Genomic DNA, 15,086 nt, shown 5'->3' on the forward strand with positions numbered 1-15,086 from the left:
CAACATCAAATCAATCGAATTAATGCTATGATGGAACAGACTAATCATTCAACCGAAACTTTACTCGCTTCTTTTCAAGCGGGAAACATGGCAGCTTTTTCACAGCTGTATAATTTGCACATCAACGTCCTTTTTAATTACGGATTGAAGTTGACCATTGATAGAGAGTTGCTGAAAGATTGTATTCATGACATCTTCGTGAAACTCTATACAAAGAAAGATGAATTAGGCACCATTGATAATTTGAGATCATACTTATTCATCTCATTAAAAAATAAACTTTGTGATGAACTTCGCAAACGCATGTATATGTCTGATACGGCAGTAGAGGAAGTTAGCGTGGCTACTCCTACAGATGTAGAAGATGATTATATGGAAGAAGAGCAGCGCAAGAATGAATTTTCATTGGTTAGACGTCTGCTGGATCAATTATCTCCCCGCCAGCGTGAAGCGCTTACCTTATATTATATAGAAGAAAAGAAATACGAGGATATTTGCGAGATTATGAACATGAATTATCAGTCTGTACGCAACTTGATGCACCGCGGATTGACAAAGTTGCGTACTCTGGCAAGTTAATTTTAGTAAAAAGATAAACTGGTTGAGTACATATACAGGATAACGTCGTCCTATTTATGTAAACGCTTAAAAAGGATGCGATATGTGCTCAAAGGTAAAGGATTTTTTGACGGATGATGATTTTATCAACTATGTGCTGGGTGTAACTCCGCAATCAGCTTCCCAATGGGAAACTTATTTCAGAGAGCACCCGGAAGAGATGGCAGATGCAGAAGAAGCTAAAGCTGTATTACTGGCTCCGGCAAATGTAGCCTGTGACTTCTCCATAGTTGAAAATAACGAATTAGAAGATAGGATTATTAGTAGTATAAAAGATTTTTCGGGTATTTTGTAGATAGGTTAGATAGTTAGATAAAGTAGTTAGGTTAGTTAAGGCATTAAAAGATTGACGCAGTCTTTCACAGGAGGTTTAGCTTTAAACACTGTGAAAGACTGTGTTTTTTATTGGTCTTGTCCGGGCTTCTCGGCGGATTTCTGAATATTGAAAGCACTGCTGAAGCTGACAATTAGCACAATGCATCCACCCAATATGCCAATAATCATATAAGCGATACGGATGTCGAACGCCTGTGAAATGGCACCGATAAGAAGAGGAGCAACCAGTGAACCTATAAAACTGATACTTGACAGAATGGTAAGTGCAATGCTGACCGGTGTTTTCGATTTGGCTCCAACAAAGCTATACAAAGTAGGTACAATACAAGATATTCCCAAACCGACCAACATAAAACCCAATGAATTGATGATGACTTTCATAGCCATAGATTCAAAAATACCTCCTAATAAGGCAGAAACAAAAAAGCCGATACAAATAAAGCTACCTGCCAATTGCAGAACTTTCTTCTTTCCCCAAAGCTGATAAGCGTAGTTAGTTAAAAAACGCCCTGTTGCCATCATAATCATAAACACAAGAAAGCCGATCTGCAACGATTTAGGTACGTGGACGACTGATTCGAAATAAACGGCGCTCCAATCGAACATCGCACTTTCTACAATCAGTGCAAACAGCCCGACAAGTCCTAACTGCAAAAGCAATATTTCCGGTTTTTGAAACAATAACCGGAATCCATTGGGAGCTTTGGCCGTATTTCTTTCCTTCGTTTCAGAAACCTCCACTTCCTGCGGTGCGCTCTCCTGCAAATAGTTCCGTCCGGAAAGCACTATTATAAAGATGATTATGAATATAAGTGTATAATGCCAGATAGGGGAGACTCCTGCCAGAATCATCACAAAACCGATAAGTGCCCCGGCACATGCTCCTAAGCTCCATCCTCCATGAAAAGTTGCCATAATGGTTTTACCATACAGGCGTTCCACCTCAATCCCTTGTGTATTGAATGATATATCGCACAAATTCCAAAACACACCAAAGCAAAATAGTAAAAAGCCCAACAGATAGACTTCATGAGCCAGTCCGATGCAGAGCAGGGAAAAAGCATATCCCAGAATACTGACCTGTACCATACTCCGACTTCCCAACTTCGAAACAAGGTAGCCCGCCAAAGGTATCGCCACAAATTTGCCTACAGGAATCATAAATAAGATCAGTCCCCAATAAAAAGCATAATTTGCAGCAAAAACATCTTTGAAATCAGGGATTCGACTAGCCCAACTTGACATACAAAGTCCTTGAGCGAAGAAAAAAGTCAATATGGCAAAACGTATTCTCTCTTTGGGATGCGTAAATTGGTTATTCATGCATTTTTTATTTTTAATCGCGGCAAAGGTATCCATTTTTTTTGTACTTTTGCGCCCGATTAAAAAATATCATATTCATGAAGACAGGCGAATCTTTATTATCGGTAGGTAAATTTATAGCAGAATATTCAGCCCATTTAATGGGAGCCGGAGTACACACCTCGCGGGTAGTACGTAATACAAAGCGTATCGGAGAGGCTTTCGGGCTAGATGTCAAGTTAAGCGTGTTTCATAAAAATATCATTCTGACCATTATAGACAAAGACACAAACGAGGCTTGTAATGAGGTTATAGACATTCCTGCACACCCGATCAGTTTTGAACATAATTCAGAATTAAGCGCATTGAGTTGGGAAGCAGTAGACAATCATTTGTCATTGGAAGAATTGAAAGATAAATATAAGAAGATTATTTCTGCTCCGCGGATACATCCTCTTTTCGTTTTATTATTAGTAGGGTTTGCCAATGCTTCTTTCTGTAAATTGTTCGGTGGTGATTTAATTTCTATGGGAATTGTGTTCTCGGCTACAATTACAGGATTCTACCTGAAACAACAAATGCAGATGAAGAAGATAAACCATTACGTTGTATTTATCGTCTCGGCTTTTGTTGCTTCCCTGTGTGCTTCCACTGCGCTGATTTTCGATACGACCTCGGAGATTGCAATGGCAACCAGCGTACTTTATCTCGTGCCCGGTGTTCCTTTGATTAATGGCGTGATTGATGTAGTAGAAGGATACGTATTAACAGGATTTGCCCGTCTGACAGAAGCATCTTTGTTGATTGTCAGCATCGCGATCGGACTTTCCTTCACATTATTAATGGTAAAAAACAGTTTAATTTGATATGATAGCACTTGACATTCTTACTGATGGATTTTTTGCAGCAGTAGCAGGTATAGGATTTGGTGCGATTTCCGATCCTCCTTTGCGGGCATTCAAGATGATTGCCATACTGGCAGCATTGGGACACGCTTGTCGTTTTTGTTTAATGACTTATTTAGGTGTGGATATTGCCACAGGTTCTTTGTTTGCCGGATTGGTCATCGGCTTCGGTAGTTTATGGTTGGGTAAAAAAGTATATTGTCCGATGACGGTACTTTACATTCCGGCATTGCTTCCCATGATTCCGGGTAAGTTTGCATACAACATGGTATTTTCACTTATCATGTGTCTGCAAAATGTGAATGATCCGGATAAGCTGGACAAGTTCATGTCCATGTTCTTCTCTAATACTCTGGTAGCAAGTACAGTGATTTTCATGTTGGCGGTAGGAGCTACTTTCCCGATGTTCCTGTTCCCACATAGAGCCTTTTCATTAACAAGACATTAAAAACTACTTTTATGGAGATTTTTTGGAGAACAATTGCATATTATAATTCAGCTACCTGGCTTTTACAGATAGTTATCATTCTGATTGGTATTGCATTGACCGGATTGCTTATCGGCAAACCACGCCCGTGGGTGAAAATGACAATGAAGGTCTATATGATAGGTCTTTATACATGGATTTCTGTGGTCTACTATTATATCTATTGTGAAGAGCGCAGTTATAATGGGGTGATGGCAATGTTCTGGGGCGTTATGGCTGTCATTTGGCTATGGGATGCAATCACAGGATATACGACTTTCGAACGTACCCACAAATATGATCTATTGTCTTACGTCCTGTTGGCAATGCCTTTTATATATCCTCTGGTTTCACTGGCACGCGGACTCTCGTTTCCGGAAATGACTTCTCCGGTAATGCCTTGTTCAGTAGTTGTGTTTACCATCGGATTATTACTGCTGTTTGCGCAAAAGGTCAATATGTTTCTGGTATTGTTCCTTTGCCACTGGTCATTGATCGGATTATCCAAAACTTATTTCTTCCAGATTCCGGAAGATTTCCTGTTGGCAAGTGCCACAATTCCCGGATTGTATCTTTTCTTCAGAGAATATTTTCTGAACAATCTGCATGCCGACACCAAGCCGAAAGCCAAATATATCAATTGGCTATTGATAAGCGTTTGCGTCGGACTGGCTGTGTTGCTGACTACTACCATGTTTTTAGAATTAGTTCCGAAGAATTGATCCGGAACACATAGAAGATATTCAAATCAAAAAAGTCTTTCTAGCTTTAATGGCTATGAAAGACTTTTTGCATTATATCACATTTACTTAATTGCGTAGAATATCCGCAGAGCATACTGCATCACCGCATCAGGCAACCACTTTTTACTCTTTGCAAACAACACCTGTATCCAGGGACCTACTTTCGTTCGGAAAGGAGGATTTGTACGCTCCACTATTTTACAGATTGCAGCAGCCAACTTCCGTGGATGGCACCCATTACGTTCCTCTTTTTCTATGATCTCCAATGATTTCCGGAAGCTTTCTCCATAATCGGTATCCAGTCTTGTCTGTTCGGAGATATTCCGATTATCAGTAAATCCGGTGTTGAAGTCTCCCGGTTCTACCACGCAAACCTTTATATTGAACGGATGGACCTCTAAAGCCAATGCTTCGCTATATCCTTCCACCGCAAATTTGGAAGCAGAATAAAATCCCTGATAAGGGATGCCCATTACGCCACCAATAGAGCTGATATTGATGATCTTCCCTTTTCGGTTTTTACGCATGACAGGCAATACTTCCCGGCACATATTCACTACACCAAAGAAATTGGTATTCATCTGTATGTTTACTTCCTTTTCCGTAGCAAGTTCCAATGCACCGCCAATACCCATCCCGGCATTATTAATCAGTACGTCAATCCGTCCCTGTTCCGATAGAATCCTATCAATAGCTTGACGGATAGAAGGTGAATTGGTAACATCGACAACCAGCATTTTCACCTCATTCATGTCTTCGGAAAGTTTCCGACTTGTCCCATAAACGATGTGTCCTTGTGCTGATAACATTTGAGCAGTAATCTTTCCAAACCCGGAAGATGCTCCGGTGATAAGTATAACTTGTGGTTGCATATATCTTGTATTTCTAGCAAATATAAAGAGAATATCTGAATGTTTAGTTTCATAACATGCAATTCCTGTCTAGAAGCAATAAAAAAGTGGAGGCATACGATGTTAAACGTAGTTAAAAACAATTCAGATAAAGAGCGTATGACTACAGTATCCCCTTTTTTATTACTTCTTTTGTATATGTTTAAATCTAATAAATACACAAACTAAAATTTTAGATGATGAAGAAATGCATTTTTACACTCTGTTTGATTATGGTTTCTGGATTTCTTTCAGCGCAATCTGTAGATCGTAAAATCATCGTTAAAATGGGAAAGAGTAGGCATTTGTATGCTAATCTTATCTTGCAAAATAAACTTCCGATGAGGGGAATGATAGAATCCGGCGTCCCTGTCTTGGTTTTGGATAGCACCTTTGTGTTTACTCATTTAGACGACTTAAACATTTCATTGGTTGAATCAAAAGCAACTTTGAATTTAGCGGGAAACAAGTATAAATGTACACATATAACCAATGATACAATTTTTGTAAATGGTCTATTTTATAAAGGCAAAACTGTCATTGCTAATATGGCTTCTAAAAAGATAGATATTATGTATCCCATTCATCTGTTTGGAGATCTAAACGATGCTAATAGTAAGATTATGGAACTAAATATTTCATCTAAATACATGATGCCACTAACCCGACAAGAATTGGAACTGAAAAAAAGTAAATATAAGAAATACCCAATGAGGAATGATGGATATGGAAATATGTATGCAATCGATTCTGAATTAAAAGTAGCTTCCAATTCTAAATATTATTACTCTCTCGAGGGAGATTTTCTATTAGACCTGGGAAACGCTTCATTTCTATTTCTTTTGGAACAACACCCTGCCTATAAAGAATTTATCAATAATTCTAATATAGAACTTCGGCAAGGAAATGATAATCAGGGAAGAAAGATACCAGTGAAGGGATTTCTAGCAAAAAAATGCTATATGGCTGATGTGCCTTTTTATGATGTAACTATAGCAATAACCCCACAACTTCCCAAGTTTACTACGGTGGGTGTTTTAGGATTGAAGTTTTTCGAAAAATTTAATGTTATATTTGATTTTGGCGAAAAAATTCTCTACCTGAAATAAAATAGAGAGAAAATCAGTATATATGATAGTAGCACGCCATTATGATACTATCATATATACACTATAAAAAATTAGTAACCAATAAGGTTATTTCTCTAAAATAGCAGTCATTTTCTCCCGCCAATCTTCACCATTCTTCGGCTGGAAAGTTTCAAATCCCAGTTCTTTGCCGATTTGGATATTCGAGGCGCCGTCATCTACAAATAAAGTTTCAGAAGGAATGATATTGCAATCATTCACCATATAATCGAATATTTCCGGTGCAGGTTTTGTGTGACCGACCTGATAAGACAGATATAGTTTATCACAGTAATCATTCAACGGCTTTTTCCTTGACGAGAAATCAGGGCTGCATGCCCATGACATAACGAAAGGATTAGTATTACTTAAAATATACACATGATATGATTTTCTCAATTCTAATATATAATCGAGTTTATTTAGATTCACTTCATTGAAAAAGCCCAGCCATGCCTGTTTGGTTTCCTCCATCGTCAATGAACGGCCACATAAATTCTCCAGTTGTTTCCGAAACTCATCCGCACTTAGCTTACCTTCTTCCAGTTCTTGAAAGATGCCGGTCTGGTGATATTTATCCAGACGGGTGTCGGCATCTGCCAGTCCCAGTTTGATAAATGCCTGAACCGCTTTATCGCGATCAATATCTACAATCACCCCTCCAAAATCAAATACAATGTTTTTAATCATGATATATAATTTTTTTGTTTGCTACAAAGATACGGCTTATCTTCTTAATTAGCAGTGCACAACGGCTTGATATTTGTCAAAAAAACATAGTGACGCTATCCTTGCCAAATAGTGTCACTATCACACCCGGATAGCGTAGCTATAAGGAGAGGATAGCGTCACTATACTTTTTGTATGACTTAGGGAAGGGTAAATACCGATTATTTTTTATATTTGCAAATCCAATCAATCCTTTGTAAAGACAAAAATAGAGTTATGAATAACCTTCGAATTTTATTGTATATGATGCTCCTTTCATTGGCTGCATGTCATCCGGAAGGAACGAGTGTGAAGCAAGGGTTAGACAAAGCCGCACAACTCATGGCACAGGACCCGGATACGGCATCTATTATTCTTGAGACTATTCAGACAAGTCAAATGAATGAAGCTCAACTGGCAGAATATAATTTATTGTGTACCCAACTCAACGAGGACAAAAGTATTCCTCATTCTTCTGATAAGCAGATCAGGCAGGCGGCATCTTATTATGAGAAGAATGGCAATGAATATCAAAAATCAAAAGCATATTATTATCTTGCCTGTGTAGAAAGTGATCTGGAACAGCAAGAGGAGGCAGAAATCCACTTTAAGGAGGCAATCAAACTTGCCAAAGAAACAGAGGAATACGATCATCTGGCAAAAATCTGCAAACGATGTAGTCTTTATTATCAGAAATACGGTAACTTTGATGAAGCACTGGAAATGGAGAGAAAGGCATACGCCAGTCAGTTGATGTTGAATGACGGTAAAAGCGATTCTTCAGTAATTCTTTCTTCTGCTTTAGGAATGTTCGGTGTGATGTCTTTGTTGCTTGGACTACTCTGGAAGAAAAATCGGCACGCACTTTCCCAATTGGATCTTTTCAAAGAAGAAATACTGAAAAAAGATGTTGAATCGGATAAGCTGATCTTGCAATGTAACCATCTCGAAGAGAAGTATCAGTCTCTTCAACTACATATCTATGAAAGTTCCCCCATTGTCTCAAAAGTACGACAGTTTAAAGAACGGAATGTTTTGTCTTCTAAAATCCCTTCTTTCTCCGAGAAAGACTGGACAGAGTTACTGCGACTTCAGGAAAACGTCTATGGACTTGTATCTAAATTGAAAGAAATAGGTCCGAAGCTCACAGAAGAGGATTTAAGGGTATGTGCTTTTCTGCGGGAGGGAGTCCAACCTGCTTGTTTTGCTGATTTAATGAAACTGACTACAGAGACGCTGACCCGGAGAATCTCCAGAATAAAAACGGAGAAACTGATGTTGGCAAATTCTAAAGAGTCACTGGAAGATATTGTGAAATCATTGGGGGATCTTTCATTTTGTGCAAGAAATTAATTATTATCTGGTAATGATTCATTATCTCCTTACTACATTTAAGGATTTTCGTTGCAGAGATTAATGGTTTTTAGTACAGAAATTAGTAATCTTTTATGCAGTCGGGTAGTTGTCCCGTTATAACGGGACGATGGTCATCCTATAGGGTGACAAATGTCACTTTATAAGGTGATATTTGTCATTCTGTAATATGATTATCTGTCTTTAGAAGAATGAAAATCATTAAAGATACGAAATTAAATAGCAAAAAACAAGAGTGGCACTTGTTTTTCCTAATATCCCAATAGTTTTTTCATAGTTGATACATTGTCATTTTTATGCCATTTACCTTACTATGCCATTATTAATTTGTACCTAATTTATCCTCTGTCTGTTTTTGTCTATCTCTTCACTTTTATTATTGTTGATTATCAACATATTATCATTGACGACCGTCCGTATCCGTCCGGTAAAAAATGCCTGTTTTAGCAGTATGTCCTGTAACTTTGCAAATAAAAAAGTACAGAACAATGAGCAACTTATTATTTAAAAGATGGAATGATTTCGGTGGGTGGCTGGTCTTTCTGATAGCAGCATTTGTGTATGGGATGACCATCGAACCAACCGCAAGTTTCTGGGATTGTCCCGAATTTATTTCTTGTGCTGAAAAATTACAGGTAGGGCATCCGCCGGGAGCACCTTTCTATATGCTTGTCGGCAACCTGTTTACCCAGTTTGCTTCCGATGCTTCGCAAGTGTCGGGAATGGTCAACTTTTTAAATGCACTATTGAGTGCCGGTTGTATCTTGTTTCTTTTCTGGAGTATTACCCGATTAGTGAGAGCCTTGCTTGTGGGCGATGAACGGAAATTATCTGTTATGGATGTTATTATCATTCTGGGAGCGGGTTTTGTGGGAGCTTTAGCTTATACTTTCAGTGATACATTCTGGTTTAGTGCGGTAGAGGGTGAGGTATATGCCTTCTCTTCTTTCCTCACAGCCTTGGTATTTTGGATGATTCTTCGCTGGCAGGATGAAGCAGATTCTGTGTCCGGTGACCGCTGGATTATCCTGATAGCCTATATTATAGGGCTTTCAATCGGAGTGCATTTGCTTAATCTGCTTTGTATTCCTGCCATTGTATTAGTGTTCTATTACCAAAAATATCAGACTCTATCATTCAAGGGAGTTATCGGGGCCATTGCATTATCCGGTATTCTTATTGTATTGATTCTTTTTGTTTATATACCCGGAATGGCTGATGTAGGAGGATGGTTCGAATTATTCTTTGTCAATGTGATGGGATTACCCTTCCAGTCAGGATTGATCGTCTTTCTGGGTTTGGTCCTGTTTTTACTGATAGGAGCCATTTATCGGTTTAGAAAACGCATCGTGAATACCGGTTTGTGGTGTTTACTCATGCTCACCATAGGATATACCACCTATGCGGTCATACTCATTCGTGCCAATGCTAATACGCCGCTCAACGAGAATGCACCGGATAATATTTTCACACTCAAAAGCTACCTGAATCGCGAACAGTATGAAAGTGCTCCTTTACTTTATGGGAGAACCTATGCATCCGAACCGGAGTATGTGCCCGAAGGAGACTATTACAAGGTAAAAACAGAAAAAGGGACTGCCATCTATCGGCCGGATAAGAAGGAAGGCAAGTATAAAATTATCCGCTATAAAGAAGACGTGTGCTACACTCAAAATATGTTGTTTCCACGAATGTGGAATGATCGTTCGGCCGCTTCTTACAAAGGATGGTCCGGAGGAGGTACGAAAGAGACTCCCACACAAAAAGAGAATCTGACTTATTTTATCACATACCAACTCAACTACATGTACTGGCGCTATTTTCTATGGAATTTTGTCGGACGACAAAATGATATTCAAGGAAGTGGTGAACCGGAACATGGTAACTGGATTACAGGAATTTCATGGCTTGATAATCTGCGACTGGGGGATCAAAAACTTTTGCCGGAATCTTTGCGTGAGAACAAAGGTCACAATGTATTCTATGGCTTACCATTATTATTAGGATTACTCGGTATCTATTGGCAATGGACACGCGGGAAAAAAGGCAAGCAGCAATTCAATGTCTTATTTTTCCTTTTCTTCATGACAGGATTGGCTATTGTGCTCTATCTGAATCAGACTCCCGGACAACCTCGTGAACGGGATTATGCGTATGCAGGTTCGTTTTATGCGTTCGCTATCTGGATTGGAATGGGAACCGCCGGATGCTGTGACATGTTTCGCAGAAAACAGGCAAAAATCCTCCCGGTCAGCTTACTCATGCTGCTTTGCCTGTTTGTCCCCATACAAATGGCAAGCCAGACTTGGGATGACCACGATCGAAGCAACCGATATACCTGTCGTGACTTTGGAGCTAACTATCTGATGACACTTCCCGACAAAGGAAATCCGATTATATTCTGTAACGGGGATAATGATACGTTCCCCTTGTGGTATAATCAGGATACGGAAGAAGTACGCAGAGATGTACGTATCTGCAATTTAAGTTATGCGCAGACCGACTGGTACATTTATCAGCAACAATGTCCTTTGTACAATGCTCCCGGACTGCCGATCAGTTGGGATCAAAATCAATACCAGGAAGGGAAGAACGAATATGTGGCTGTTCGTCCGGAATTGAAGAAACAGATAGAAGCATTGTATCAGAAACATCCCGAAGAAGCCCGTGATAGTTTTGGAGATGATCCGTATGAAATAAAGAATATCCTGAAATATTGGGTGTTCGCGGAGAAACAGGAATTCCATGTGATACCTACCGATACAATAAATATCCATATTGATAAGGATGCAGTACTCCGTTCAGGAATGATGTTGCCTGAAGCCATTCGTCATTTAAAAGGGGAAGAGCTAAGAGATGCAATACCGGATAAACTGTCTATTTCTCTAAAAGATATACGTCTATTGACTAAAGTGGACTTACTCATGCTCGAGATCCTGGCTAACTGTAACTGGGAACGTCCCCTGTACATGGCTATCTCGGTAGGCAACTCCAGTAAACTGAAGTTTGATGACTACTTTGTTCAGGAAGGGGTAGCATTCCGGTTTACTCCTTTCAACTATAAAGAATGGGGAGACGTAGAAGAAGGCAACGGATATGCCATAGATACGGAGAAACTCTACGAGAATGTGATGAACAGATATAAATACGGAGGATTGGATACTCCTGGACTTTATCTGGACGAAACAACCCTGCGCATCTGTTATTCTCATCGAAGGCTTTTTGCGCAACTGGCTAAAGAATTGGTGAAACAAGGAGACGACATCCGTGCCAGAAAAGTATTGGAATATGCTGGGCAAGCTATTCCGGCATATAATGTTCCCGAAGTATACGAGAGCGGTTCGTATGATATAGCCGCCGCTTATGCTTCCATAGGAGAAACGCAGAGAGCGACCGATCTATTGAATCATCTGATAGCAGAATCGGAAAATTATATCGACTGGGCTTTCTCGTTAGGAGAGAACCGGATAGAGATGGTTCAACGGGATTGTTTGTATAGGTTCTGGCAATGGAATCAGTGTAATGAATTACTGAAGAATATGGATAAAGAGAGATATGAACAGAGTAATCAGCAATTTGAAAAGAAATATATGCGACTCACTCAACTAATGAATTATCACAACTAAACTCAAAGAATATGAAATCGAAAAGAATAAGAGAAGAAGAAATAAAAACAGTATTGGGCAAAAGAAATTACGTTATCTTAATTATCGGCTCTATATTGATTATCATAGGATATATATTAATGAGCGGCGAGGGGAGTACCCTTGCCGCCTATAATCCCGATATATTTAGTGGAACACGCATACGTATTGCCCCATTATTGTGTTTATTGGGGTATCTACTGAATGTATTCGGTATTCTTTACCGTCCTCGTCAAAGGGGGATTTAATCTTTCAATAGAGGTAACTGATTGAGCATATTTCTAAGTTTGATTGCCACTCGTGGCATAGGTTCGGCAACTGTAAGTCCTACCAGATCATATTCGGAGGATATATCATTAATGATACGAACTACTTCTTCAATCTTCATGCCGTTAGGCTCAACGCCTACGGCAGCGATTATCTCTGCCGGGTCCAATACATCCATATCGAAATGTATAACCACCTTCGAAACCCCGGTACTTTTCAGCCATTCCATAATCTTTGTACGATCATTGGCAACTTCCTGTGGAGATAATCCTTTAATTCCCAGCTTTCTTTGTCGTTCCTGCATACCTTCATCCCATGAGCGGAGTCCGACAATCAGGGCTTTGGAAGCATCTGTTTTTCCCGGAAGTAATTCCATTATTTCTTCATCTCCCATTCCCAAACAAGCTGTTAGTGCCATTGCATGATAACCCTTATATTCATCATAAGGCAGATTGATGTCGGGATGTGCGTCTATCCAGATGATAGCTACATCATCCGGGTATCTATTGATTAAATAAGTAAACGGAACAACACTAACGGAACATTCTCCTCCTAAAGTGACAATCCGATCCGGATGATTCTCTTTAAGCAGATCGAGCGCAGCTCTAGTTTGTTTCAGTATGACACTGCGTGCACTAATACCTTTTTCCGTCACTCTGTCATTGATATCCAGTGAAACCGGAACTTCGACGGTCTTCTGACCGGTCTGTGGGGCTAAATAGTTCAATAACTGTGCTCCCAGATAGTAGCCTCTGGATGAATCTTCCGCCGGAATATCAGGCATCCAATGATCTACAATTCCTCCTTGCCATTGAGGATAGATAAAACGAAGAGTTGATTTTTTATTTTCCATATTTACTTGATTTTTTCATTTCCGTTTTTACTATATGCTTTGTACAAAAATAGAATAAATCTTTCTAATATCATTAATATTTCAAAAAAGACCATCTATCTAAAATAAATTATTGCTTCTTTTGTCCCAATGAAATGAAAGTTGGGAAATAGTATGAATAACAACATTGATATAAAAACGTTGGAGGCCTTTCAGGATGGGAATCACAAGGCCTTTGAGACTATTTTTATTACATACTACAACAAAACCAAAGCATTTATTGACGGATATATAAAATCGGAGCCTGATGCAGAAGAGCTGACAGAGGATTTATTTGTCAATCTTTGGATCAACCGCCATTCGATTGATACGTCCAAATCATTCAATTCTTATTTGCACACCATTGCAAGAAATGCAGCAATCAACTTTCTGAAACATAAATATGTGTGTGATGCCTACCTGAACCATAATCTAGAAACAGGATATAGCTCTACTTCCGAAGAAGACCTTATTGCCAAGGAATTGGAAATGCTGATTGACGAACTTGTCGGAGGAATGCCCGAACAACGGAGAATGATTTATACATTAAGTCGTAATGAAGGATTATCCAATGCCGAGATTGCCGAACGACTGAACACTACCAAAAGAAATGTTGAAAGCCAGCTAAGCCTCGCTTTAAAAGAGATACGGAAGGTTATTTCATGTTTTCTGTTATCATTATTGTAACTTTATTTTCTTCTTTACTTATTTTTTCTCCAAAAATATTCATTTTCTTATTGAGCTTTTCGCCACCTAACTGTATATATAGTAAAGTGCAGTAAAAATGGAGAAAAGTAATATCACCAAAATCATCAGAATGTTCCTTTCCGCCCGCTTTCCATCCGAAACGGAAGAGAAAGTGCAAAAGTGGATCATTAAAGATAAAAACCAGCAGGCGAAAGCAGAAGCTTCATTGGATTATTGGAATGAATTGGACGTAAAAGCCGATTCGAACACTTATGCCTCACTGGAACGGGTGAATTTAAGAACCGGATACAACAAAGAACATCTGACGGGCATCGCTTCTTATCAGAGGTTTGCCCGTGTTGCCGCAGTTGTTGTTCCATTGCTTTTATTAGCAGGAGGAATGTTCTGCTATCTTTCTCCCCAAAACGAGATGATAGAGGTATCCGTTGCTTATGGAGAACAGAAACGTCTAATCTTGCCGGACAGCTCGGAAGTTTGGTTGAATGCGGGAAGCACCATTTTATATCCGGAAACTTTTGCTAAAGATAAACGTTTGGTCATTCTTAACGGTGAAGCTTATTTCTCTGTCCAAAAAGATACTGCAAGCCCCTTCATCGTGGAAGTTCCCCAGCTTTCCGTAAAGGTTCTTGGAACCAAATTCAACGTGAAAGCCTATCCTGGTGATGAAAAAATAACAACTACACTGACGAGCGGCAAGGTAGAAGTGAGCGTCCAGTCCCAACCTCCCCGGATACTTAAACCCAATGAACAGCTTACATACGATAAGAAGTCGTCAGACATCCATATATCAGTGATAGATACTCATGACACCAACAGTTGGGTAGTGGGAAAACTGATCTTTACCAATGCTACTGCCGGAGAAATATTCCGAACCCTCGAAAGACACTATAACACCACGATTGATAATGAGGCAAATATCCCTGCGTCCAAACGATATACAGTCAAATTTCTGAAAGATGAAGATCTGGATGAAATACTGAATATATTGAAAGATATCATCGGCTTTGATTATCAACAACATGAAAATAAAATAGTATTAACCCAACCATAAAAGAAACAGCCTATGAACAAAAAGAACCGGGAAGCAGCTTGAGACCCTCTTCCCAGTTCTGAAATGTCTATCCTCA

15 protein-coding genes are annotated in these 15,086 nt (G+C 39.3%); 11 read left to right on the plus strand and 4 right to left on the minus strand.

Translation table 11 applies throughout. The features are described from left to right. Positions 1 to 27: 27 nt before the first annotated feature. Both H8796_RS17885 and H8796_RS17890 read left to right on the plus strand, forming a co-directional pair. Positions 28 to 579, plus strand: coding sequence for an RNA polymerase sigma factor (locus tag H8796_RS17885; RefSeq protein WP_187343846.1), 552 nt, complete (start codon positions 28 to 30; stop codon positions 577 to 579). Positions 580 to 661: 82 nt separating this feature from the next. Then, positions 662 to 913 (plus strand): hypothetical protein, encoded by a 252-nt coding sequence (locus H8796_RS17890; RefSeq protein WP_117933727.1) that lies wholly within the window; start codon positions 662 to 664, stop codon positions 911 to 913. A gap of 107 nt (positions 914 to 1,020) precedes the next feature. Here the strand turns inward: H8796_RS17890 and H8796_RS17895 are convergent, their stop codons facing one another. Next, positions 1,021 to 2,277, minus strand: coding sequence for an MFS transporter (locus H8796_RS17895; protein WP_117933866.1), 1,257 nt, complete (start codon positions 2,275 to 2,277; stop codon positions 1,021 to 1,023). A gap of 77 nt (positions 2,278 to 2,354) precedes the next feature. On the opposite strand from H8796_RS17895, the gene H8796_RS17900 reads away from it, so the two are divergent. The 3 genes from H8796_RS17900 to H8796_RS17910 are packed head-to-tail and all read left to right on the plus strand — an operon-like array spanning position 2,355 to position 4,349. Further along, complete coding sequence (locus H8796_RS17900) at positions 2,355 to 3,122, plus strand: threonine/serine exporter family protein (protein ID WP_117933729.1); 768 nt, start codon at positions 2,355 to 2,357, stop codon at positions 3,120 to 3,122. Between the two features lies 1 nt (position 3,123). Next, positions 3,124 to 3,609, plus strand: a complete 486-nt coding sequence (locus H8796_RS17905) for a threonine/serine exporter family protein (protein ID WP_117933731.1) — start codon at positions 3,124 to 3,126, stop codon at positions 3,607 to 3,609. Positions 3,610 to 3,620: 11 nt separating this feature from the next. Continuing rightward, positions 3,621 to 4,349, plus strand: a complete 729-nt coding sequence (locus tag H8796_RS17910) for a DUF6064 family protein (RefSeq protein WP_117933733.1) — start codon at positions 3,621 to 3,623, stop codon at positions 4,347 to 4,349. Between the two features lie 83 nt (positions 4,350 to 4,432). Here H8796_RS17910 and H8796_RS17915 read toward each other — a convergent pair whose 3' ends face one another. Then, positions 4,433 to 5,242, minus strand: a complete 810-nt coding sequence (locus H8796_RS17915; protein WP_117933735.1) for an SDR family oxidoreductase — start codon at positions 5,240 to 5,242, stop codon at positions 4,433 to 4,435. Between the two features lie 215 nt (positions 5,243 to 5,457). Between H8796_RS17915 and H8796_RS17920 the strand changes: the two genes are divergently transcribed. After that, positions 5,458 to 6,369 carry a hypothetical protein gene (locus H8796_RS17920; protein WP_117933737.1) on the plus strand — a complete coding sequence of 304 codons (912 nt, stop codon included), beginning with the start codon at positions 5,458 to 5,460 and terminating at the stop codon, positions 6,367 to 6,369. An 87-nt stretch (positions 6,370 to 6,456) separates the two neighbouring features. Here the strand turns inward: H8796_RS17920 and H8796_RS17925 are convergent, their stop codons facing one another. Further along, positions 6,457 to 7,077, minus strand: coding sequence for an HAD family phosphatase (locus tag H8796_RS17925; protein WP_117933739.1), 621 nt, complete (start codon positions 7,075 to 7,077; stop codon positions 6,457 to 6,459). 255 nt (positions 7,078 to 7,332) lie between these two features. Here H8796_RS17925 and H8796_RS17930 point away from each other — a divergent pair, with 255 nt between their 5' ends. The 3 genes from H8796_RS17930 (at position 7,333) to H8796_RS17940 (ending at position 12,361) form a co-directional block, all read left to right on the plus strand. Further along, entirely contained in the window at positions 7,333 to 8,448 is a 1,116-nt protein-coding gene (locus H8796_RS17930) for a tetratricopeptide repeat protein (protein WP_117933741.1), read from the plus strand. A gap of 509 nt (positions 8,449 to 8,957) precedes the next feature. Further along, complete coding sequence (locus H8796_RS17935; RefSeq protein ID WP_117933743.1) at positions 8,958 to 12,095, plus strand: DUF2723 domain-containing protein; 3,138 nt, start codon at positions 8,958 to 8,960, stop codon at positions 12,093 to 12,095. An 11-nt stretch (positions 12,096 to 12,106) separates the two neighbouring features. Next, positions 12,107 to 12,361: a DUF3098 domain-containing protein gene (locus H8796_RS17940; protein ID WP_004325939.1), complete on the plus strand. Its 255-nt coding sequence runs from the start codon at positions 12,107 to 12,109 to the stop codon at positions 12,359 to 12,361. Here H8796_RS17940 and H8796_RS17945 read toward each other — a convergent pair. Further along, positions 12,358 to 13,233 (minus strand): arginase family protein, encoded by an 876-nt coding sequence (locus tag H8796_RS17945; protein WP_117933745.1) that lies wholly within the window; start codon positions 13,231 to 13,233, stop codon positions 12,358 to 12,360. The two genes, H8796_RS17940 and H8796_RS17945, sit on opposite strands and share 4 nt — an antisense overlap. A 153-nt stretch (positions 13,234 to 13,386) precedes the next feature. Here H8796_RS17945 and H8796_RS17950 point away from each other — a divergent pair, with 153 nt between their 5' ends. Both H8796_RS17950 and H8796_RS17955 read left to right on the plus strand, forming a co-directional pair. Beyond that, positions 13,387 to 13,938 (plus strand): RNA polymerase sigma-70 factor, encoded by a 552-nt coding sequence (locus H8796_RS17950; RefSeq protein ID WP_117933747.1) that lies wholly within the window; start codon positions 13,387 to 13,389, stop codon positions 13,936 to 13,938. A gap of 97 nt (positions 13,939 to 14,035) precedes the next feature. Next, entirely contained in the window at positions 14,036 to 15,010 is a 975-nt protein-coding gene (locus H8796_RS17955; RefSeq protein WP_117933749.1) for a FecR family protein, read from the plus strand. Positions 15,011 to 15,086 lie beyond the last annotated feature (76 nt).

Source organism: Bacteroides sp. M10 (genome assembly GCF_014334015.1).
In the GTDB taxonomy this organism is placed as follows: Bacteria; Bacteroidota; Bacteroidia; order Bacteroidales; family Bacteroidaceae; genus Bacteroides; species Bacteroides intestinigallinarum.